The sequence below is a fragment of the Micromonospora sp. NPDC002717 genome, from assembly GCF_040295705.1.
GTDB lineage: Bacteria > Actinomycetota > Actinomycetes > Mycobacteriales > Micromonosporaceae > Micromonospora.
The window spans coordinates 575,194-595,245 of the sequence record NZ_JBEOVW010000001.1 but is presented as its reverse complement, the minus strand read 5'-3'; the positions used below and the strand labels follow the sequence as shown (position 1 = coordinate 595,245).

General features: G+C 73.1%; 21 protein-coding genes. 11 read left to right on the top strand and 10 right to left on the bottom strand.

Annotation, left to right across the window (positions count from 1 at the left end; all coding sequences use genetic code 11):
• Positions 1–64: 64 nt before the first annotated feature.
• The 3 genes from ABT006_RS02940 to ABT006_RS02930 are packed head-to-tail and all read right to left on the bottom strand — an operon-like array spanning position 65 to position 3,888.
• Positions 65–400, bottom strand: coding sequence for a GNAT family N-acetyltransferase (locus tag ABT006_RS02940; protein ID WP_350702291.1), 336 nt, complete (start codon positions 398–400; stop codon positions 65–67).
• Positions 401–449: 49 nt separating this feature from the next.
• The gene (locus ABT006_RS02935) at positions 450–1,544 is read right to left on the bottom strand and encodes a hypothetical protein (protein WP_350702290.1); all 1,095 of its coding nucleotides are present in this window, start codon (positions 1,542–1,544) and stop codon (positions 450–452) included.
• A gap of 1 nt (position 1,545) precedes the next feature.
• Positions 1,546–3,888 (bottom strand): FlgD immunoglobulin-like domain containing protein, encoded by a 2,343-nt coding sequence (locus ABT006_RS02930; protein ID WP_350702288.1) that lies wholly within the window; start codon positions 3,886–3,888, stop codon positions 1,546–1,548.
• A gap of 290 nt (positions 3,889–4,178) precedes the next feature.
• Here ABT006_RS02930 and ABT006_RS02925 point away from each other — a divergent pair, with 290 nt between their 5' ends.
• The gene (locus ABT006_RS02925; RefSeq protein WP_350702286.1) at positions 4,179–4,976 is read left to right on the top strand and encodes a DUF4253 domain-containing protein; all 798 of its coding nucleotides are present in this window, start codon (positions 4,179–4,181) and stop codon (positions 4,974–4,976) included.
• Positions 4,977–5,052: 76 nt separating this feature from the next.
• Here ABT006_RS02925 and ABT006_RS02920 read toward each other — a convergent pair whose 3' ends face one another.
• Both ABT006_RS02920 and ABT006_RS02915 read right to left on the bottom strand, forming a co-directional pair.
• Complete coding sequence (locus ABT006_RS02920; protein ID WP_350702284.1) at positions 5,053–6,150, bottom strand: hypothetical protein; 1,098 nt, start codon at positions 6,148–6,150, stop codon at positions 5,053–5,055.
• 176 nt (positions 6,151–6,326) lie between these two features.
• On the bottom strand, positions 6,327–6,647 hold the full coding sequence (locus tag ABT006_RS02915; RefSeq protein WP_350702708.1) for a PadR family transcriptional regulator: 321 nt from the start codon (positions 6,645–6,647) through the stop codon (positions 6,327–6,329).
• A 95-nt stretch (positions 6,648–6,742) separates the two neighbouring features.
• On the opposite strand from ABT006_RS02915, the gene ABT006_RS02910 reads away from it, so the two are divergent.
• Positions 6,743–7,624, top strand: a complete 882-nt coding sequence (locus ABT006_RS02910) for an LLM class flavin-dependent oxidoreductase (protein ID WP_350702283.1) — start codon at positions 6,743–6,745, stop codon at positions 7,622–7,624.
• 18 nt (positions 7,625–7,642) lie between these two features.
• Here ABT006_RS02910 and ABT006_RS02905 read toward each other — a convergent pair whose 3' ends face one another.
• Positions 7,643–8,074 (bottom strand): ASCH domain-containing protein, encoded by a 432-nt coding sequence (locus ABT006_RS02905; protein ID WP_350702281.1) that lies wholly within the window; start codon positions 8,072–8,074, stop codon positions 7,643–7,645.
• A gap of 61 nt (positions 8,075–8,135) precedes the next feature.
• Here ABT006_RS02905 and ABT006_RS02900 point away from each other — a divergent pair, with 61 nt between their 5' ends.
• Positions 8,136–8,366, top strand: coding sequence for a hypothetical protein (locus ABT006_RS02900; RefSeq protein WP_350702279.1), 231 nt, complete (start codon positions 8,136–8,138; stop codon positions 8,364–8,366).
• Here ABT006_RS02900 and ABT006_RS02895 read toward each other — a convergent pair.
• Positions 8,344–8,892, bottom strand: coding sequence for a phosphoribosyltransferase family protein (locus tag ABT006_RS02895; RefSeq protein ID WP_350702277.1), 549 nt, complete (start codon positions 8,890–8,892; stop codon positions 8,344–8,346). The two genes, ABT006_RS02900 and ABT006_RS02895, sit on opposite strands and share 23 nt — an antisense overlap.
• Positions 8,893–9,088: 196 nt before the next feature.
• On the opposite strand from ABT006_RS02895, the gene ABT006_RS02890 reads away from it, so the two are divergent.
• From ABT006_RS02890 to ABT006_RS02875, 4 genes are all read left to right on the top strand, one after another.
• Positions 9,089–9,718, top strand: coding sequence for a septal ring lytic transglycosylase RlpA family protein (locus ABT006_RS02890; protein WP_350702275.1), 630 nt, complete (start codon positions 9,089–9,091; stop codon positions 9,716–9,718).
• A gap of 100 nt (positions 9,719–9,818) precedes the next feature.
• Positions 9,819–10,952 (top strand): PP2C family protein-serine/threonine phosphatase, encoded by a 1,134-nt coding sequence (locus ABT006_RS02885; protein ID WP_350702273.1) that lies wholly within the window; start codon positions 9,819–9,821, stop codon positions 10,950–10,952.
• A gap of 163 nt (positions 10,953–11,115) precedes the next feature.
• Complete coding sequence (locus ABT006_RS02880; protein WP_350702271.1) at positions 11,116–12,972, top strand: acyl-CoA dehydrogenase; 1,857 nt, start codon at positions 11,116–11,118, stop codon at positions 12,970–12,972.
• Between the two features lie 654 nt (positions 12,973–13,626).
• Positions 13,627–13,896, top strand: coding sequence for a DUF6458 family protein (locus tag ABT006_RS02875; protein ID WP_043961115.1), 270 nt, complete (start codon positions 13,627–13,629; stop codon positions 13,894–13,896).
• A 142-nt stretch (positions 13,897–14,038) separates the two neighbouring features.
• Here the strand turns inward: ABT006_RS02875 and ABT006_RS02870 are convergent, their stop codons facing one another.
• The gene (locus ABT006_RS02870; RefSeq protein WP_350702269.1) at positions 14,039–14,575 is read right to left on the bottom strand and encodes a SixA phosphatase family protein; all 537 of its coding nucleotides are present in this window, start codon (positions 14,573–14,575) and stop codon (positions 14,039–14,041) included.
• A 114-nt stretch (positions 14,576–14,689) separates the two neighbouring features.
• Between ABT006_RS02870 and ABT006_RS02865 the strand changes: the two genes are divergently transcribed.
• Positions 14,690–14,977 (top strand): DUF6458 family protein, encoded by a 288-nt coding sequence (locus ABT006_RS02865; RefSeq protein ID WP_350702267.1) that lies wholly within the window; start codon positions 14,690–14,692, stop codon positions 14,975–14,977.
• Between the two features lie 92 nt (positions 14,978–15,069).
• On the opposite strand, the gene trhA is transcribed toward ABT006_RS02865, so the two are convergent.
• Positions 15,070–15,747: a PAQR family membrane homeostasis protein TrhA gene (gene trhA / locus ABT006_RS02860; protein ID WP_350702265.1), complete on the bottom strand. Its 678-nt coding sequence runs from the start codon at positions 15,745–15,747 to the stop codon at positions 15,070–15,072.
• A gap of 106 nt (positions 15,748–15,853) precedes the next feature.
• Here trhA and ABT006_RS02855 point away from each other — a divergent pair, with 106 nt between their 5' ends.
• From ABT006_RS02855 to ABT006_RS02845, 3 genes are read left to right on the top strand one after another with little or no spacing between them, the layout of a single operon-like run.
• Positions 15,854–16,471 carry a 5-oxoprolinase subunit B family protein gene (locus ABT006_RS02855; RefSeq protein WP_350702264.1) on the top strand — a complete coding sequence of 206 codons (618 nt, stop codon included), beginning with the start codon at positions 15,854–15,856 and terminating at the stop codon, positions 16,469–16,471.
• Entirely contained in the window at positions 16,468–17,328 is an 861-nt protein-coding gene (locus ABT006_RS02850; RefSeq protein WP_350702262.1) for a 5-oxoprolinase subunit C family protein, read from the top strand. Before ABT006_RS02855 ends, ABT006_RS02850 begins: the two co-directional genes overlap by 4 nt.
• Positions 17,312–18,061 carry a LamB/YcsF family protein gene (locus ABT006_RS02845; RefSeq protein ID WP_350702260.1) on the top strand — a complete coding sequence of 250 codons (750 nt, stop codon included), beginning with the start codon at positions 17,312–17,314 and terminating at the stop codon, positions 18,059–18,061. Before ABT006_RS02850 ends, ABT006_RS02845 begins: the two co-directional genes overlap by 17 nt.
• Positions 18,062–18,114: 53 nt before the next feature.
• On the opposite strand, the gene ABT006_RS02840 is transcribed toward ABT006_RS02845, so the two are convergent.
• Positions 18,115–19,947 carry an NHL domain-containing thioredoxin family protein gene (locus ABT006_RS02840; protein ID WP_350702258.1) on the bottom strand — a complete coding sequence of 611 codons (1,833 nt, stop codon included), beginning with the start codon at positions 19,945–19,947 and terminating at the stop codon, positions 18,115–18,117.
• Positions 19,948–20,052 lie beyond the last annotated feature (105 nt).

The window sequence follows — 20,052 nt, the reverse complement described above, 5'->3', positions numbered from 1 at the left end:
ATGCGGTCCACACCATGGACGGAGCCGTCGACCGCCTGAGGAGCGTGGGTCGGTAACGCAGCGGTCAGCCTTGCAGGCGGAAGTCCAGCATGTAGAAGACCTTGTCGTAGCGGCGTTCGCCGACGGCGACGAAGCCGGGCAGGCGGCCGTATTCGGTGAAGCCCAGCGACCGGTAGAGGTGCAGGGCATTGGTGTTGTCGCCACGGGCGTCCAGGGTGAGGACCTCGATAGCCGCCTCCCGGGCGTCAGCGATCAAGGCAGCGGTCAGCGCCGTGACTGCTGACGGACCGTTCCTGCTGCCGGAGTCCGTGAAGAGGTTGTTCCCGTTGCTGCGCCGGTGGTGGCGACGGAGGCACACATCCCACGCACGGCCCCCGAAGCCCGACGAGGAGTCCGTCAATGCCTGAACCCCGGGCCGGGTGACCAACCGGGGATGAGGTGCCGCTGGCTCATTCGCCGTGCGGCAGGCTCCACAGATGGACGGCGGTCCCGTCCCTGGAGACCGTGTACCAGGCGCCCTGCCCCGCCGAGCGGGGAGATCCCGAGACGGGGAAGGGGTAGGCGACACGGCCGCGCAGGGCCATCGTGCGTGTGTCGACCAGCCAGTGGCGGGGCTCCTCCGCGTGGTACTCGGTGCCGACCACGGCGCTGTCGTCGTACGGGAATGCCGCCTCGTAGTCCCAACATGCGCGGTCGTTGTCCTTGCTTGACGGAGGGGGCACCGCTTCCTCGGCGTACAGCCGCCGCAGTTCCGTGCCGTCCTCCGCCCGGTGCAGGTAGAGGGACCACTGCCCCGGATCCGTGGTCAGGAAGTGTTCCCCGGACGGGCTCACGGCGAGGAAGACCTCCTCGGCGAACTGCTGGACCGTGAGCGTCGCGCCATTCCAGTGCCCCCACAGCACGGGCGAGTCCTCATCGCCCTCGGCGACAGTCAGCCCCATGTACGCCGGGTCCGGATGGGGGAAGTGGTAGGAGCCCGATGCCACGGTCGTCGTCTCGGCCCGGGTCAGCACCGTGCCGTCGGCGGGATCGAGGATCAGCCATTCCTCCTGGATGTCGCCCTCCGCGTTGTTGCGGATGTGGGCCCAGAGGAGCCTGCCGTCCGAGGAGAAGGCCGCCGAGCCGCTGTCCGCGTGGCCGTGGTGGTGGTCGTCGGCGTACTCGGAGAAGGAGGCGTGGGCCTCGGTGCACACGGCGGCGGACCAACAACCGTGCCGGATCTCCCACCGCACGGCGCCGGCCGGATCCACCGCTCGCAACGCGTGAACGCCGACGAACACGGCGACGTCGCCCGTGGGAGAGACCGCCGTCGAGCCGTACCGGCGGGGCCAGGGCGCGGGGAAGTGGATCTCCGTCCCCTCTCCGTCCAGGTCGCGGACGGCCAGCTCGGTGTCCCCGCGCTGCACCAGCAGCCTGCGCCCCGGCCAGTGCAGCACCTGCGGGGCGTCCGCCGACGCGGGGTCGAGCGGAGCGGCGACGGTGGCCACGAGCTGGGCGGCGAACCGGGCGGAACGCCCGGGGACAGCATCGTCCGGCGCGGTCATGTCAGGAGCACCTGATCACGACCAGCTGCGGGCGGTCGCCGATGTGGCACTCGTGGCTGAGCCGCACGGTCCCCGACCTGGTGAGGGCCGCGCCCTGCCCGTCGGCCGGCGTGGCGGTCAGAGTCCACGTGTAGGTGCCGTTGGGCATCACGCGGCGGCGGTCGTCCTTGCCGTTCCATGCCGTGGCCACCATACCGCGCGTCAGCCCGCCGGAGAGGGTACGGACGACGGCGCCGCTGGTCTGACTCCTGATCACCAGCGTCCAGGAGACGGCCGGCTTGGACAGCCACCACTTCGGGCTCCAGTGCCCGGTGGCGTCCTTGACGTGTGCCGACGTGGCGACGGTGGCGTCGAGCTGGGCGAGGGGCGAGACCGGGACGCCGCTGGGGACCAGGTGGATGCCGTCGTCGGCGCCGAGGTGGGCGATGACGCCGGTGTACGGGTCGACGTCCCAGGGCCGCCACGACGCGAACGCCCCGGCGGTGTGCGACCTCGGCGTCCCGTCGCGGACGTCGGTCACCTTCAGTTGCCCGTCCACCTCGGACGCGACGAAGCCGTCGCCGAGCTTGGCCCTCGACCAGTCGTCTCCGGACACGAGTCGCAGGTTCGTCCGCTTGACGGTGTCGTAGACGCCCTGACCCGACGCCGAGCCCACGCAGGTCCACAGCAGCCACCGCCCGACGGCCTGGAGGTCCTCCAGGAGGCACCCCTGGCCGAACCACACCTGAGCGCCCCGCTGCCCGGTCAGCACGTCGACGGGGGCCACGGCGTTATTGCCGTCCCGCACCCACAGGGTGGTGCCCCACAGCGCCTCGACACCGGCCGTGGTCGTGAACACCGCCTTCCCGGTGTCGAGATCGACGACCCGGGTCGCCGTACCGGTGTCGCCGGCCGTCGTGAGTGCCGCGAAGCGGCCGCCGACAGCCGCGACGGAGTGGTAGGTGCGGGAGCTGTCGATCCGGGTTCCGGGCATGGGCTGGTTCGGCGCCAGCAGGTGGGGCTGCCGGTCGTCGTCCGTACGCCCGTAGCTGAGGCCCGAGACGACCGTCCGGCCGTCACCGGTGTCGTGGAGGTCGGGGCAGGCCGTGGTGTCGCAGCTGGCGGGTGCGGGACCCCGGGCGGTACGCGGCCCGATCGTGAGGGAGCCGGTGACGCCGATCTCCCGGGTGTGGAGGTAGCGGCGGCTCTGCGCCGCGTTGTCGTCCAGGGTGGTGAGCCGCCCCTGGGTGAAGGTCAGCCCGGACACCGTCTGGATCTTCTGCGGGTACGCCTCGGCGATCTTGCGGATCGTCACGTCGCCGCCGGCCGCGGCCTCGACGAGGGAGACCCCCCACCGGTCCGTGTCGGGGCCGCCCTGCACCAGGAGCCTGCCGTCCGGGGTCGGCATGGCAAGCCCCATCGTCCTGGCCAGCAGCGTCCTCACCGTACGACCGTCGAGGCCCACCGCCTCGACCCGCCAGACCGGCTCCAGGAAGTTCCGGGGGCCCAGCGAGGGGTCGTGCCGGCCCACCACGAGCGTTTCGCCGACCATCCCCAGCACCTGCGCGTCGCCGGGCAGTGGCACGGTCCGCGGGGTGGCGGTCAGGTCGTCGCGCGAGTGGACGAAGACGGTGCCGTCGCGCGTCCACAGCAGGTGGGTGGAGGTGAGCACGACGACGCCGCCGTTGCCGATCCAGTTGGTATACGGAAGCGGGATCAGGCGGCCCTGTGCGACGTCGAGGAATCCGGTGCGGAACGTGTTGTTCTCCCGGTACTGCACGACCTGTCCGCGCGCGTCGCCCAGCGGTGCCTCGGCCTCGCCCGGCACCACGACCCCGTCGGGGACGCCCGCGACGGTGCGCCGGCTGACGGATCCGTCGTCGTGGGAGTCGAAGAGGTGCCACGTGTAGTCGCCGTCGGACCCGTCTTGCGCCTTGGTCACGACCGTCGACCCCAGCGTGCTGACGTAGGTGTGGCCGACGGGAATCGTGACCGTACGCGATCGGCCGGTCGCCATGTCCCGGAGCGTGACGGTCCTAGGGTGGTCGAGTTCCGCGATGACGTCCGAGCCGGCACCGAGGCCCGGGACCAGGCTCGTGTCCGGGGCGAACCCGTCGAGCTTCGTGTCGACGCCGGCGTAGCTCGTCCACAGGTAGCCGAGCGTGGACTCGTGACGGAGGAAGCCCGAGGGTCCCGCGCTGAACAGTTCTGTCCGGGGGGCCAGGACGTAGGAGGCCGGGATGACCACCTCTCCCGCGACCGGTTCGGCCCGCGCGCTGCCGGCTGACAACGGGGTCAGGCCCACGGCGAGCGTGAACGACACGGCGGCCGCGATGCCGGCGCGGATGAGCGAGCCTCGGACCACGCTCGTCCTCCCTGCAAGACAGAGGATGAAGGGGTGCCGGCCACGGCCGGGCGACGTCTCGCCGGGAGGCTGTTCCTGCGGCGCATCGATGCGGTGGCAGGTCACACATCAGCAATCCGCGCCGGCCGGCAACCCCAGACAAGTGGCGGGAGCTTAGCAGTCGAAGCGGCGCCGGGACGGCCCCATCCACTACGGATCCCGTGCCGTGCGGGCGGCAACTCCGACCCCGGCCCGCGTCGCCCGACTCGGCGGGTCGGAAGTTCGTCGTACGGGCCTCCTACGCTCCCGCCATGATCACGGACCTGCCGCGCCTGCTCGGATCGTTCCCACCGAGGACGTTGCCGCCCGGCCGCCTCGTCGAGCCAGGAGACGGCGGATCGCCGCCGTACTGGTTGAGCGAGGCCCCGGTCGGAGTTGCGCTCTGGTCGCGGCTGCGGTCACAGCACCGGCAATCCGGGCTGTGGCCGCTGCTGCTGAGTGGGCTGTCGAGCGAGGAGACTCGTCCGTGGGCTGACGGAGAGGTGTTCCCGGCCGGCATGTCCTCGCCGGACCGCCATGACGCAGCCGAGTTGCTGGCCCGATGGTGGACCGCGCACACGAGGATCGACGAGGACGACATGCGGGCAGCGGCCGAACACGCCGCCGTCACCGCCCCCTTCGGTGAGCGCTGGCCCGGCCTCGCCGTGCCCGGTGACGCCTCCGCGCCACCCGATGACTTCGCCGACCAGTACGCGGAGTTCCTCCTGTTCAAGCCGGCACGTCTCGGGCTCGTGCCGGCCGCTCGTGGCGCGGACACACTCGCCGTCAGCGGCTGGTCCGGTCCCTTGAACCACACAAGCGACACCGGAGAAATCTCGGCGGTGGTCCGGAGCTGGGAGGATCGATTCGGGGTACGAGTTGTCGGCGTCGGATTCGACACCCTCCACCTCAGCGTCGCCGCCCCGCCGACCTCGATCGAGCACGCCTGCCAGGTGGCGGCCGAGCACTTCGCCTTCTGCCCTGACAACATCTGGCAGGGCGCCGGCACGCTGACTGCCTACGCCGAGGGAATCCTGGGCGCGCACTCCTGGTCGTTCTGGTGGGACTGAGGGCGGCCCCGACCCAGCGGGCCGGCACGGAATGAGGCTGCGCCCTCCACCGGCGGTGGCGCCGGGCCGGCGCCGGTCAGCCGACGGCGGTCGTGGGCAGGGGGTCGCGGCGGGGCGCGGCGGCCAGCGCCAGCCCGAGCAGTGCGGTCGCCGTACCGGCCAGGAACAACAGCAGGGCCGCCGGCTGGCCCAGCCACTCCCACAGCGGGTGCCACGTCGGGTGCGGTTCGTCGAGGTGGTGGCGGAGGAGGGTCGGCACGGTCAGCAGGACGGGTGCCCACCACAGGACCATGGTGAGCGCGTACAGCACGGTGACCGCGCCCCGGGCCGGGTGCGACGCCTCGGTGCGGCGACTGGCCCAGCCGAACGCCAGCCAGCCGAGGCCCGCGCCGAGCAGGCCGCCGACGACGCCGGCCGGCAGCACGGCCGGCGGGGTCGTCCGGCGCAGATTCAGCCAGAGTTGGACGGTGTCGCCGGGGGACTCGGCGCGGACCTCGAGGGTGAGTTCGGTGTCGCCGCGCCGGGCCGGCACCGCCGTCTCGGTGGTGTCCGTGATCCGGGAGCAGAACTTGTCGGCGCAACCGGAGTACCGGCCGACCGTCGGCTCGTACAGCTGCCAGCCGGTCTCGCGCAGGCGCCGCTGCGCGAGCGCGAGCGTCTCGTCGGCGGACATCGGCGGTGACGCGGTCACCTCGGCCACGACGCTGCTCGCCTGGTACTCGCCGCCGTCCCCGAAGACCAGGTTGTCGATGTTCCGCGCGGTGAGCCGCTGGGTGTAGAAGGTGAAGAGCGCGGGCGCCAGGTCGACGTCGCCGAGGTCGTGGCCGGGCAGCACGGCGGCGACGACGGCGGCGGTCTCGGCCCGGTCCGGCAGCGGCCGGGAGGTCTCCCACGCGCCCCGGGTGGCGAGGGCGGCGGTGAACAGCCCGCAGACGACGGCGGCGAGGGTGGCCCAGACGCCGACCGTGCGGCTTGCCGGCCGTCCCAGCCGGCAGCGCAGGCCGTGTCGGATCAGGTTCCCGGCCTCCCGGGCGGTGGGCCGGGTGCGGCCGGCCGGCGCCGCGTCCAGCAGGACCCCGACCATCTCGTCGGCCCGGTCACGCCGGTAGGCGCGCGGATGGCAGAACAGCAGCCGCCGGTAGCGGCGGGCGAGCGGGTCGCCGTTCGTCGGCATGGCCGTCCTTTCGTCGGTACGCGCGGATCCGGCGGTGCGATCGCGCGAGCGGTTCGGGTGGGAGCGGCGGTGCGGTGGTGCGGAGCTGGCGCGGTGGTGTGGAGCTGGCTCGGCGGCGGTGCTGGGGTGCGGAGGCGTGCGGAGGCGGTGCGGTGGTGTCGAAGGCGTGCGGGCCGTCAGGCGGTTCTGGGGCGCAGGGCGCGCAGCCGGGTCTCGGCGGCGGCGGCGAGCTGGCGCAGCCGGGCGGTCTCGGCGTCGAGGGCGTGGACGCCGTCCGGGGTGAGGCGGTAGTAGCGGCGGAGCCGGCCGTCGACGGTCTCCTCGCGGTCGGGCGCGACGAGCCCCTGCGCGTGCAGCCGGTCGAGCGCGGCGTAGAGGGTGCCGGGCAGCAGGGTGACGCGCTGCGCGGAGAGGGCGGTGACGTCCCGGATGATGCCGTAGCCGTGCCGGGGGCCACCGGCGAGCGCGGTGAGGATCAGGAACGTCGGCTCGCGCATCGCGGTCACGGGCGTACTATATTCAGATCATCGATACATGGCAAGCGCCCCGCGTGGTGCGGGCCGGGCCGGCGCCGGCCGTTAGGCTGGCGATCATGCGGATTGGCATCGTGATCCTTCCCGACCAGCGCTGGTCCGACTCGCAGCGCCGTTGGCGGCAGGCGGACGAGTGGGGCTTCGACCACGCCTGGACGTACGACCACCTGGGCTGGCGGGACCTGGTCGACGGGCCGTGGTTCGACTCGATGACCACGCTGACCGCCGCCGCGACGGTGACCACCCGCATCCGGCTCGGGACGCTGGTCGCCTCGCCGAACTTCCGGCATCCGGCGGCGTTCGCCCGGCAGGTCACCGCGCTCGACGACGTCTCCGGCGGGCGGCTGCTGCTCGGCCTCGGCGCGGGCGGGATCGGCTTCGACTCGGCCGTGCTCGGCGGGGAGACGCTGCCGCCGCGCCAGCGCGTCGACCGGTTCGCCGAGTTCACCGAGCTGCTCGACCTCATCCTGCGCGAGGACGGCACCACCTGGCGCGGGGACTGGTTCACGGCGGTCGACGCGCGCAACAACCCGGGCTGCGTCCAGACGCCCCGGGTGCCCTTCGTGGTGGCCGCCAACGGGCCCCGGTCGATGCGGCTGACGGCCCGGTTCGGTCAGGGCTGGGTCACCACCGGCCCCGGCGGGGACGACCTGGAGAGCTGGTGGGACGGGGTGGCCGAGCTCTGCGCCCGGATGGACAAGACGCTCGCCGCGGCCGGCCGCGACCCGGGCACCCTGGACCGCTACCTGTTACTGGACTCGGCGCCCGTCTTCTCGCTGCACAGCGCCGAGTTCTTCGCCGACCAGGTCGGCCGGGCCGCCGCCCTCGGCTTCACCGACGTGGTCACGCACTGGCCCCGGGCCAGCAGTTGGTACGCCGGTGACGAGGCCGTCCTGGTGGACGTGGCCACCCGCCTGCTGCCCGAGCTGCGCCGGGGCTGACGTCCCCGGCGCGCCCGTTCAGGTGCCGAGGTCCCCGGTGGGGACGCCGCCGTCGCCGGTCGAGACCAGCCGGAACCGGATGCAGACGACCTCGCTGTCGTCGGTGACGGGGGTGCCGGCCCGCGCCCAGTAGGCGGCGTGCCCCTCGCGCCACTCCTCGATCGAGCGGTCACCCTCGCCCTCGGACCGGGCGAAGTCCCAGGTCACCTCGGCGAAGCGGACCACCTCGACGCCGGTGACCTCGACGACGCCGACCAGCGAGTCCCCGTCGTCCACGAGGGCCAGCCGCTCGCCGACGCGCTCCAGTTCCTCGCCCTCCTCGGCGTACTCGGTGAGCAGGCCGGCGGTCGCCGTCTTCACCCCGCCGAGCACGAGGGTGTTCAGTCGCCTCCGCAGGTCGCCGGGGGTGCCGAGGGCGAGGGTGCGCAGTTCACCGATCCGAGGCCACATCCTGCCGACGCTACCGCCGTCGTTGATCTCGTGCGTGCGCATTTGTCGCCTGCCGGCGACCTTGGCCGGTACGGTCGGCGCCACCGTGCCGTTGCTGCTGGTGGACGGCACGGGCGACCGATCCTGGGGAGGGCTCCGTCGCCCGCCGGTTCACCCGCACGTGCTGGAGAGCGAGCAGGCCGGTCACGCGCTGACGGTGCCCGGCCCGATGGCCCGCTCGGCGGAGGTGCTCGGCCGGGTCCGCGCGGTGGTCGAGGAGTTCGTCCGGGTCACGTCAGGTCGTCGCCGCTGACCAGCCCCCGGATCCGCAGCTCGGCGGCGACCGCTGGCGGGCAGTCGAGCACGACGGTGGCGGTGCCGACCGGTTCGGCGCCGCGCGCGGCGCAGATCTCGTAGAGCGCACGGACCTGGGCTCCGGTGGCGACCCAGTCGTCCACCACCAGCACCCGGTCGCCGCGGTCGAGGCCGTGGTCCCGGACGGCCAGGTCCACCCGCCTGCCGCGGAAGTCCGGCGGGCTCTGCGCCCAGGTGAGCGGCCCGGCGGGCAGCCGGCCGTCGCCCGGTTTGTGGGCCGGCACGAAGCCGACCCCGAGCGCCGTGGCGGCGAGCGGACCGAGCAGGAACCCCGTCACCGCCGGCGCGACGACCACCGTGGGCCGTGCGGCCCGGAACGGCTCCACCAGGGCCGGCCCGAGCCGGGCGAGCACCTCGGGGTCGCGCCACCAGCCGGAGACGTCGCTGACCAGGTGACTGGCGCCGGGGCCGGGATCGATCCACCGGACCAACTCGGCGAGGCGTCCGCTCAGCTCGGGGGGCATGCCACCCATCCTGCGGCAACCGACGCGGCCCGCGCAGGCCGTGGCTCGCCCGGGCCGCCCGGCCCACCTCGGGTCGGATGATCGGCTACACGTATCGCCATAATTGCGGGCAAACCCATATGATCACGTTGACTTCGGAAGTGTTTCTCTCGTTATGGTCCGACCCGGTTTGTCAGATGACGAAAGGACCGGACCGGTGGCTGGCAGGCACTCCCGTACCCGCAGGTTCTCCTCGCCGGCCGCCATCGCGGCCACCGCGGCGGTCGGGCTGGCCCTCGCCGTCGGCGGCACGGTCGGCGCTGTCCAGCTGACCTCCGGTTCGGAGTCCGCGCGGCCGGCCGCCGTGGACCTGTCACCCACCGGCGTGCCGAGCAGCGTGGCCCCCAGCTCGCCGGCCGCCTCGCCGAGCGCCAGCGCGTCGCCGAGCGTGGCCGCCAGCCCGACGGCGACCCGGTCGCCCCAGGCTCCATCCCGGAGCAAGCCGCGCACCGCCGCGCCGAAGCCCACGGCGACGAAGAAGACCAGCACCGCCCGGCCGGTGGTGGGCAGCGGCTCGTGCGGCGCCTCCTTCTACTCCGAGGGGCAGCTCACCGCCAACGGCGAGACCTTCGACCCGTCGGAGCTGACCGCCGCCCACAAGACCCTGCCGTTCGACACGAGGGTCCGGGTCACCAACCCGGCGAACGGCAAGTCCGTGACGGTGCGGATCAACGACCGCGGCCCGTTCGTCGAGGGGCGCTGCCTGGACCTGTCCCGGGCCGCGTTCGCCGAGATCGCCTCGTTGGACGCGGGTCACGTCGAGGTCCGTTACGAGGTGCTCGGCTGAGCCCTCGCCGGGCCGCGATCGGCCCGCCGGGGTGATCCGCGCGGCCAGAACATCCTCGGACGACGGGCCAGCTTCATTCACCCGTTCACGTCCATCAGGCATGCTGTCCCTCGTACGCACGAAACCCTTCCAGTCGGGCCGCGGCCCACTGAGCCCCGGATCCCGCGCCGGCCTCGGCGCGGCCGTCGTCCTGCTCGCGATCGTCTCGGCGGTCGAGCTGGCCGACGGGCGGTCGGCGAACTACATCGCGCTCATGGTCGCCGCGCCCTTCCTGGCCGCCGCGCTGGCGTCGTGGCGGATCGTGCTCGGGGTGGGTGCCGCCGCCACGGCGCTCGGGGCGGGCTTCGCCCTCGGCGAGCAGACCGTGTCGCTCTCCACCGCGGTAGCCGTCACGTGCATCGCGCTGGGCACCGGGATCGCGGCGGCCACGGCGGCCGTACGGCAACGGCAGGCCGAGCAGATCGCCGAGTTGTCCCGGCTGGCGGCGGTGGCGCAGCAGGCCGTGCTGCGCCCGCTCGGGCCGCAGGTCGGCAGTCTCTCGGTCGCCGCCCGCTACATCTCCTCCACCGCCACCGCCGAGATCGGCGGGGACCTGTACGAGGCGATCGACACGCCGTACGGGGTGCGGATGATCATCGGCGACGTGCGCGGCAAGGGACTGGACGCCGTCCGGCTGGCAAGCATCGTGCTGGGTTCGTACCGGCACGTGGCGTACGAGCGGGCCGACCTACGGGCGATCGTGACCGACCTGGACCGGGCGGTGGCCCGGAGCGTGGGCGACGAGGACTTCGTCACCGCCGCGTTGGTCGAGGAGCGGGGCGGCACGCTCACCATCGTCAACTGCGGTCACCCGCCGCCGCTGCTGCTGCGCCGAGGCGCCGTCATCCCGCTCGAACCGCCGGCCCCGGCCCCGCCGCTGGGCTTCATGCCGGTGGTCCGGCCCCGGGTCGAGCGGCTGGAGCCCGGCGACCGGCTGCTGCTCTTCACCGACGGGCTCGGCGAGGCGCGCCGGGACGGGGAGTTCTTCCCGACCGCCGACCGGGCCTGGCGGCTGCTCGGCCACGGCACCGTCGCCGACGGGCTCGCCTCGCTGGAGACCGCTCTGAAGGAATGGGTGCACGGCCGGCTCGACGACGACATCGCCCTGGTCCTGATGGAGTACACGGGCTCGCGCGGCGGCACGACCGCGACCGCGGCCGTGCCGAGCTGGGAGGTCGGCGCGGCCGAGAGCTGAGGCCGGCGGCCGTCGCGGGAGGGTGTCGGGGTGGTCGCGGCAACCAGAACGGGACCTGTGTAATCGCTGTCACTTCCGAGATCGGCTTGTCGCTTCCTACCCGCGAGTAATAGAGTCGGGGTTACTGATCGGTAACACCTGTCCGGAAGCGGGGCCAGCGAGCATGACCCACTACAAGAGCAATCTTCGGGACCTCGAGTTCAACCTCTTCGAGGTCTTCGGGGCGGACCGGGCGTTCGGCCAGGAGCCGTACACGGAGCTGGACGTCGACACCGCGCGCGACATCCTCGCCGAGGTCGACCGCCTCGCCCGGGAGGACCTGGCCGCCAGCTACCTGGACAGCGACCGCAACCCGCCGGTCTTCGACCCGGCCACGCACACCGCGCCGCTGCCCGAGTCGTTCAAGAAGTCGTACCAGGCGTTCATGAACTCCGAGTTCTGGCGGCTGGAGCTCCCGGCGGAGCTGGACGGCAGCAACGCGCCGCGGGCGCTGGTCTGGTCCCTCGCCGAACTGGTGCTCGGCGCCAACGCCGCGGTCTGGATGTACTCCTCCGGCCCGTCCTTCGCGCACGTGCTGCACGTCGAGGGCACCGAGCAGCAGAAGAAGTGGGCCAAGCTCTTCGCCGACAAGCAGTGGGGCTCCACGATGGTGCTCACCGAGCCGGACGCCGGCTCGGACGTGGGCGCCGGCCGGGCCCGTGCCATCCCGCAGCCCGACGGCTCCTGGCACATCGAGGGCGTGAAGCGCTTCATCACCTCGGCCGAGCACGACCTGAGCGACAACATCATCCACTACGTGCTGGCCCGCCCGGTCGGCGTCGAGGGTGTCGGCGGCCCGGGCACTAAGGGCCTGTCGCTGTTCGTGGTGCCGAAGTACCACTTCGACGAGAACACCGGCGAGCTGGGCGAGCGCAACGGCGTCTTCGCCACCAACGTCGAGCACAAGATGGGCCTCAAGGTCTCGAACACCTGCGAGGTGACCTTCGGTGAGCACGGCGTGCCGGCCAAGGGCTGGCTGCTGGGCGAGAAGCACGAGGGCATCCGGCAGATGTTCATGATCATCGAGAATGCCCGGATGATGGTCGGCACCAAGGCGATCGCCACCCTGTCGACCGGCTACCTCAACGCCCTCGAGTACGCCAAGAGCCGGGTGCAGGGCGCCGACCTGACCCAGATGGCGGACAAGACCGCGCCGCGGGTCACCATCACCCACCACCCGGACGTGCGCCGCTCGCTGATGCTGCAGAAGTCGTACGCCGAGGGCCTGCGCGCGCTCGTCTGCTACACGGCGAGCTGGCAGGACAAGATCATCCTGGCCGAGACGGCCGGTGACGAGAAGGCCGCCAAGACGGCCAAGCGGGTCAACGACCTGCTTCTGCCGCTGGTCAAGGGCGTCGGCTCGGAGCGCGCGTACGAGCTGCTCGGGCACGAGTCGCTGCAGACCTTCGGTGGTTCCGGCTTCCTCCAGGACTACCCGCTGGAGCAGTACGTCCGCGACGCGAAGATCGACACCCTTTACGAGGGCACCACCGCGATCCAGAGCCTCGACCTGATCTTCCGGAAGATCGTCCGGGACAACGGCAAGGCCCTGATGGTCGTCGCCGGTGAGATCCAGGAGTTCATCGCCACCGAGGGCGGCAACGGCCAGCTCAAGGAGGAGCGGCAGGCGCTCGGCAAGGCGCTCGTCGAGATCCAGAACATGCTCGGGGTGCTGACCGGCTGGCTCGGCGAGGCGCAGGGCGGCGACGCCCGGGCGCTCTACAAGGTCGGACTGGCCAGCCGCCGGTTCCTGCTGGCGGTCGGCGACCTGGTCGTCGCCTGGCTGCTGCAGAAGCAGGCCGACGTGGCCCTCAAGGCCCTGGTGGGCGAGGTCTCCGCCGCCGACAAGGCGTTCTACACCGGCAAGGTGGCCGCCGCCCGGTTCTTCGCCCGCGAGGTGCTGCCCCGCATCGGCGCCGACCGGCGGATCATCGAGGGCACCGACCTGGACATCATGGACATTCCGGAGGAGGCCTTCTGAGTCACGCCACGCCCGCGCTGCGGCGCGGCGATGGGGCCGGGTGACGACCCGGCAGAGGTCAGCACGACGGCCGGCGGGCAGCAGCCCGCCGGCCGTCGGTGTCCCCGGAGGTGCCGTGCCCGCCGATCGGCCCGCGGTCACCACATCGATCACGCAGCGTTGCGGTCAGCGTGCCGACGAGGGACGCCCTCCTCCGCCCTTTGCTCTGCGCCCACGGAGGCGCCAGACACTCTCGGTGTCCGTCGCGTCCGTGGATGCAGAGCAAAGGCGACGCGGAGGCCTGGGGCTGGCGGCGGCGAGCTGTGCCGGTCTCGTCCTGTTATTCCGATTCGTGCCGGCCTCGGGTTGGGTGACGGGCGGCCTGATCATGACTCTCCGTGAAGCTCTCAAATTCTTCCGGGTCCGTCACGCTCCGCACTCGGGCGCGACGTGGTCGGCCTCGACGTCATGGGCGAGCTGGGGCGGCATGCCCGGGTGTCCGGATGGCGATTGCCACTGGGAAGGGCGAGCCCCCGCCCGAAGAAGCTTCCGGAAGAGGGGGCGCCTCGGCTATTCGGTGGCCTCAGTCAGGTAGCCGGGCGGTGTGGCGGGTAACCGTCGCAGGACCACGGCAGAGAACGCCCAGAAGCCATCGCACGGGGGAGTGCAGCGCACATGGGCATTGGTAGCGGGATCTTCCTGATCGCGATCGGCGCGATCCTCACCTTCGCCATCAGGGCCAACGTCTGGTGGGTCGACCTGCGCGCGGTCGGCTGGGTGTTCATCCTGGCCGGGCTCGCCGTACTGCTGACCACGCTCTGGTTCTGGCAGGACCGCCGCAAGCGGGCGCGGACCCTGATCGTGGAGGAGAACCGGCTCTCGCATCCGACCGCGATGATGCCACCGCCGCCCGATCCGCCGCCGCCGACGGCGCCACCGTCCTGAGCCGGCACCGTCGTCATGAGCCGGCACCGTCGTCCTGAGCCGACGCCGTCGTGCCGCCAACCTGGAGCGGCGGTACGACGACCGGCGGCACGACCGGCACCTAGAGCGGCCCCTCAGCCATCCGCCAGCACCGGCGGATGGCTCAGCCGCGTGCGGTGTGGTGGTCGGTGATCGGAGCCCGTCCCCGGTCGAGGTCGGCCCACCCGACCTCGGGCCGGTGCACGACGACGTCGCTGGTACGCATGCCGTCCTGGTCCGCGCGTAACGGGTCCAGAAGGGCGGAGAGCAGCGAGATGCCCGGGTTGTGGGCGACCAGCAGGACCGTGCGGGCGGCCGGATCGACCCGCCTGACCAGCGTCAACAGGTCCTCCATGTGCGCCTCGTACGCCTCCGCCTCGTAGCGTACGACCGGGGCGGGGCCGGCCGAGCCGCCCTCGGGAGGTGACCCGGTCATGCCCATCGCCACGCCGTGCCAGGTCTCCCGCGTGCGCCGGGCGGTCGAGCAGATGACGACGTCCGGCAGCAGGGCGTGCTTGGCGAGCCAGGCGCCGGCCGCCGCCGCGTCGGCGTGCCCCCGGGCGGCCAGTGGGCGGCGTTCGTCCGGCACATCCCCCGGCTGCTCGGCCTTGGCGTGCCGGAGCAGCACCAGTGTCCGTCCTGCGGCGTGAGCGTCCGTCATGGCCCCAGCTTGCCCGATTGGCGATCAGAGCGCCTGGGTAAGTCGATGGATGCCGCACCCTCACCGATGGCCGCGGCGGAGGCAAACGCCAGGGACAGCCGAGGAGGCGACGACATGGGTTTTGGTGGCAGCATCTTCCTGATCGCGCTGGGTGCGATCTTCGCGTTCGCCGTGGAGGCGGATCTGGGTTGGCTCAACCTGGCGGTCGTCGGCTGGGTGCTGATGCTCGCCGGCCTGGCCGGCCTGCTGGTCACCCTCCACTTCTGGAACACGCGCCGGCGTACCGTCGTCGCCCGCCCGGTGGCCGAGGACCGGGTCGTCGCCGAGCGGGTCGTGCCGGTGCAGGACGACCGGGTCGTCGAGGAGTACCGCGAGGTGCGTCGGCCGCGCCGCACGGTCTGACGTCCCGACGCCGATCGAGGGGCTCCGCGGCGTGGCGGGGCCCCGTCGTCGTGTGCGCAGCCGGGAGCGCGGGTGGTGCGTCGATCGGTGGGTCAGGCGAAGAGGGCGAAGTAGATGGCGATGTGGTGGCAGAGCGCCGCCACCAGCGTGCAGGCGTGGAAGAACTCGTGGTGGCCGAAGACCGTGGGCCACGGGTTGGGCCGGCGTAGTGCGTAGAAGAACGCGCCGACGCTGTAGATCGCCCCGCCCACGATGAGCAGCACCAGGGCGGTGACGCCACCCTGGTGCAGGATGTCGGGCAGCATCGCGACCGAGACCCAGCCGAGCGCCAGGTAGAGCGGCGCGGAGACCCAGCGCGGGGCGTGCGGCCAGACCAGCTTGAGCGCCACCCCGGCGAGCGCGCCGCCCCAGACCAGCGACAGCATGATCGTGGCCGGCCGGGGCTCCAGCAGCAGTACGCAGAACGGCGTGTACGTGCCGGCGATGAACACGAAGATCATCGAATGGTCCATCCGGCGCATGACCTGGTAGCCGCGCTCGGACCACACCCGCCGGTGGTAGAGGGCGCTGGTGCCGAACAGCCCGCACACCGTCAGGCTGTAGATCACGCAGCTCACCAGGGGTGCCCAGCCGGGCCGGGAGGCGGCGATCGCGCTGAGCACGATCCCGCAGACCAGGGCGACAAAGAACGCGTACGTGTGGAGCCAGCCCCGCATCCGGGGCTTACCGATGTCGACCGGCTTGAGTCGAAGCGGGGCGGAGGTGGTCACGACATCAGGTTACGGCACCGTAGGTTACCTGTAAGTAGTGCGTCCGGTCACGCGAGACGGCGACCGTCGACCCTGGTGCCCCGGGTCGGTCGTGGAGTATGGCGGGATGCGGATCCGACCCGTCGGGGCGCACGCCCTGCTGATCGACTGTGACGACGCCGACCAGGTGGAGGGATGGCGGGCAACGCTGTGGCGGCGGCGCGAACGCGGCGAGCTGAGCGCCGTCGAGATCGTGCCGGCGGCCACCACCGTCCTGCTCGACGGCGTGCCCGACCCCGCCGCGACCGCCGCGCGAATCGCCACCTGGACACCCCGCCCACCCGCCCCCGCCGGCACGGCCGCCGCCGAAACGGTCGAGGTCCCCGTCACGTACGACGGGGAGGACCTGTCCGTCGTCGCCGGCCACTGGAGCGTGGACGTGCCGGCGGTGGTCGAGCGGCTGACACGTACCGCCTTCCGGGTGGCCTTCTGCGGCTTCGCCCCCGGGTTCGCCTACCTCACCGGGCTCCCCGCCGCGCTGGCGGTGCCCCGGCTGCCCACCCCGCGCCCCCGGGTGCCGGCCGGCTCCGTCGCCCTGGCCGGCCCGTACGCGGGGATCTATCCGGCGGCCTCGCCCGGCGGCTGGCTGCTGGTCGGGCGGACCGGCGCGGCCCTCTTCGACGTGCACGCGGACCCGCCGGCCCGGCTCACCCCCGGCACCGAGGTGCGCCTGGTGGCCGCGTGACCGGGCCGGCGGTCGAGGTGCTCCGCGCCGGGGCGCTGACCACCGTCCAGGACCTCGGCCGGGCCGGGTGGGCGCACCTGGGCGTGCCCCGGTCGGGCGCGCTCGACCCGGCGGCGCTGCGGCTGGCCAACCGCCTCGTCGGCAACCCGGAGTCCGCCGCCGGCCTGGAGATTACGTTGACCGGCTGCGAGCTGCGGTTCCCCCGCGCCGCGACGGTCGCGGTGACGGGGACGGCCACCGCCGTCCGGGTCGGCCGCCGTTTCGGGGACGTGGGACGGCCGCTGTCGGTGCCGGCGGGCGCCGTGCTGCGGATCGACCCGCCCCGCGACGGCCTGCGCAACTGGCTCGCGGTCGGCGGCGGGATCGCCGTCGAGCCGGTGCTCGGCAGCCGGGCCACCGACACGCTCTCCGGGCTCGGCCCGCCGCCGCTGCGCGACGGCGACCTGCTGCCCCTGGGCGCGCCGACCGGGCCACCCGCCCCGGTCGACATCACCGTCGTGGCGCCGGCGCCGACCGAGCTGCGGCTGACGCTGCGGCTCGGCCCCCGCGACGACTGGTTCACCCCGGCGGCGCTGGACCGGCTGTTCCGCACCGCGTACGCGGTGAGCCCGGTGAGCAACCGGGTCGGCGCGCGACTCACCGGCGCGGTGCTGCCCCGCGCGGTGGCCGGGGAACTGCCCAGCGAGGGAATCGTGCTCGGCGCGGTGCAGGTGCCGGCGGACGGCCAGCCGCTGATCTTCCTCGCCGACCATCCGACCACCGGCGGGTACCCCGTCGTCGGGGTGGTGGACGACGTGACCCCCCTCGCGCAGGCGCGCCCAGGGACTACGGTCAGGTTCCATGGACCTCAACGCTGACCTCGGCGAGGGATTCGGCATCTGGCGGCTCGGCGACGACACCGCGCTGCTGGACCTGGTCACCTCCGCCAACGTCGCCTGCGGATTCCACGCCGGCGACGCGTCCACGATGCGCCGGGTCTGCGAGGCCGCCACCGGACGCGGGGTCGCCGTCGGCGCCCAGGTCGGCTACCGCGACCTTGCCGGCTTCGGCCGGCGACACATCGCGTACGCCTTCGCGGAGCTGCGCGACGAGGTCACCTACCAGCTCGGCGCCCTCGACGCGTTCTGCCGGGTGTTCCGCAGCCGGGTCCGTTACCTCAAGCCGCACGGGGCGCTCTACCACGCCGCCGCCTGCGACGAGGCCCAGGCGGCGGCGCTGGTCGCGGCGGTCGGCGACTACGACGACCGGTTGCCGCTGCTCTGCTCGCCCGGCTCGGTCCTCGCCCAACTCGCCGCCGGGGCGGGCCTGCGGGTGGTCGCCGAGGGCTTCGCCGACCGGGGCTACCTGCCCAACGGCTCGCTGGTGCCGCGCACCGCCCCCGGCGCGCTGGTCACCGACCCGGAGGAGGTGGCCGCCCGGGCCGTCCGGATGGCCACCGAGCGGACCGTCGTCGCCGTCGACGGCAGCGTCGTTCCGTGCCCGGTCGAGTCGATCTGCCTGCACGGCGACGCCCCCGGCGCGGTCCGCTGCGCCGAGCTGGTCCGCGCCGCCCTGATCGACGCGGGGGTGCCGCTCACTCCGTTCGCGTAGCAGCCGTACGCCTGCCTCGGCGGGAAGGCCGTCCTGACGCCGAGCGCGACCGGTCAGGCGTCGAGGCCGCGGAGGACCAGCGGGAGCCGGGCGGCGGCGCCGTCGACCACGCGGACCGGGACACCCCAGTCCTGGCGGGTCAGGTGGCAGGCCGCGTGCTCGACGTCCGCGTCGCAGGTCGCCGCCTGGGCGGTCACCTGGAGCACGCCGCCGGCCACGTCGCCGTTCACCACCAGGCGGCGGGACAGCTCCGTGCCGGTGCCGCCGCCCTCCAACAGCAGCTCGGGCGGGGACGCGGAGACCACCAGCCGCGTCGACGGGCCGTACGTCTCGTCCAGCTTCTGCCCCGGCGCGGGGGTGAAGACGACGTCCAGCGTCACCTCGCCGGCGGCCAGGTCGGTGGGCTTGCGCTCGGTGCGGTGCCGAGGGCCGTCCACGGTGCTCGCCCCCGCGGCGGAGAGCGCGCCCGGCGCCAGCCGGGTCAGCCGGTGCGCGGCGGACTCCACCACCAGCACCTCGCCGGCCGGCGTCAGCACGAGGTCGCTCGGCTCGGCGAGCCCGTCGGCGACCGTCGAGACCCGGTCGTCCTCCGGGTCGTAGCGGCGGACCGCCCCGTTGTACGTGTCGGCGATCAGCACGGAGCCGTCCGGCAGCGCGCACACGCCCAGCGGGTGCTGGAGCAGCGCCGAGGGCGCCGGCCCGTCCACGTGGCCGAAGTCGAAGAGCCCCTGCCCGACGGCGGTGCCCATGACGTCGTTCTCGACGTACCGGATCGCGCTGGTCTCGCTGTCGGCGATCCAGAGCCGCGCGCCGTCGGCCGAGACCGAGAGGCCGGACGGCTGCGCCATCCACGCCTCGGCCAGCGGGCCGTCGCGCAGCGCCTCCACCGTCGTGCCCGCGTACATGCCGGCGGTGCGCTTCACCGGGTCGAACCACCAGAGCTGGTGGATGCCGGCCATCGCGATGACGACCCTGTCGTCGTACCAGGCCAGGTCCCAGGGGGAGGAGAGGTCGACCGAGAGCGCGTCGTGCGCGTGGTCGTCGACCGTGGAGCGCCACTGCCGACCGGTGCCCGCGACCGTGACCACCTCCCCGTCCGCCAGGCGTACGCCCCGCAGCAGGTGGTTGACCGTGTCGGCGACGACCAGGTCGTAGCCGGCCACCTCGGCGGCGTGCGCGGGCAGCAGGCAGAGCCCCTGCGGTTCGGAGAAGGTGGCCGCCCCGGCCGGACCGTCGGCCCGCCCCCGGGTGCCGGCGCCGATCCGGCGGACCAGCGTCTCCCCGTCCGGGGCCAGCTCGGCCAGCGAGTGCCGGGCCGAGTCCGACACCAGCAGGTTGCCGTTCTCCAGCAGCACCGCCTTGCCGGGGAAGCGCAGCGTGGTCTCCGGCTCGGCCGGCGGCACGTACGGGCCGTCGCCCCGGTGCAGGGTGCCCTTCGCCTCGTGGGTGGCGATCAGGTCGTCGATGAGGCGTGCGAGCCCTTCGGCGTGGCCCTCGCCGGCCATGGTCGCCACCACGTAGCCCTCGGGGTCGATCACCGACAGGGTGGGCCAGGCGCGGGCCGCGTACTGCTGCCACATGTCCAGCTCGGGGTCGTCGAGCACCGGGTGGTGGACGCCGTACCGCTCCACGGCGGCGGCCAGCGCGTCCGGGTCCTTCTCGTGCTCGAACTTGGGCGAGTGCACGCCGATCACGACGAGCACGTCGCCGTACTTCTCCTCGAGCGGGCGCAACTCGTCGAGCACGTGCAGGCAGTTGATGCAGCAGAAGGTCCAGAAGTCGGCGATCACGATCTTGCCGCGCAGATCGGACAGCCTCAGGTCCCGCCCGCCGGTGTTCAGCCAGCCTCGACCGCGCAGCTCGGGGGCCCGTACTCGTGCGCTCATGAGCCCAGTCTGCCGGACGCGGCGGGTCGGGCCGGGCGGCACCCCGCGCGGGCTCGATCACATCCCACCGGCGGAACGGGGGCGGGACCACGGTCTCCCGTGGCC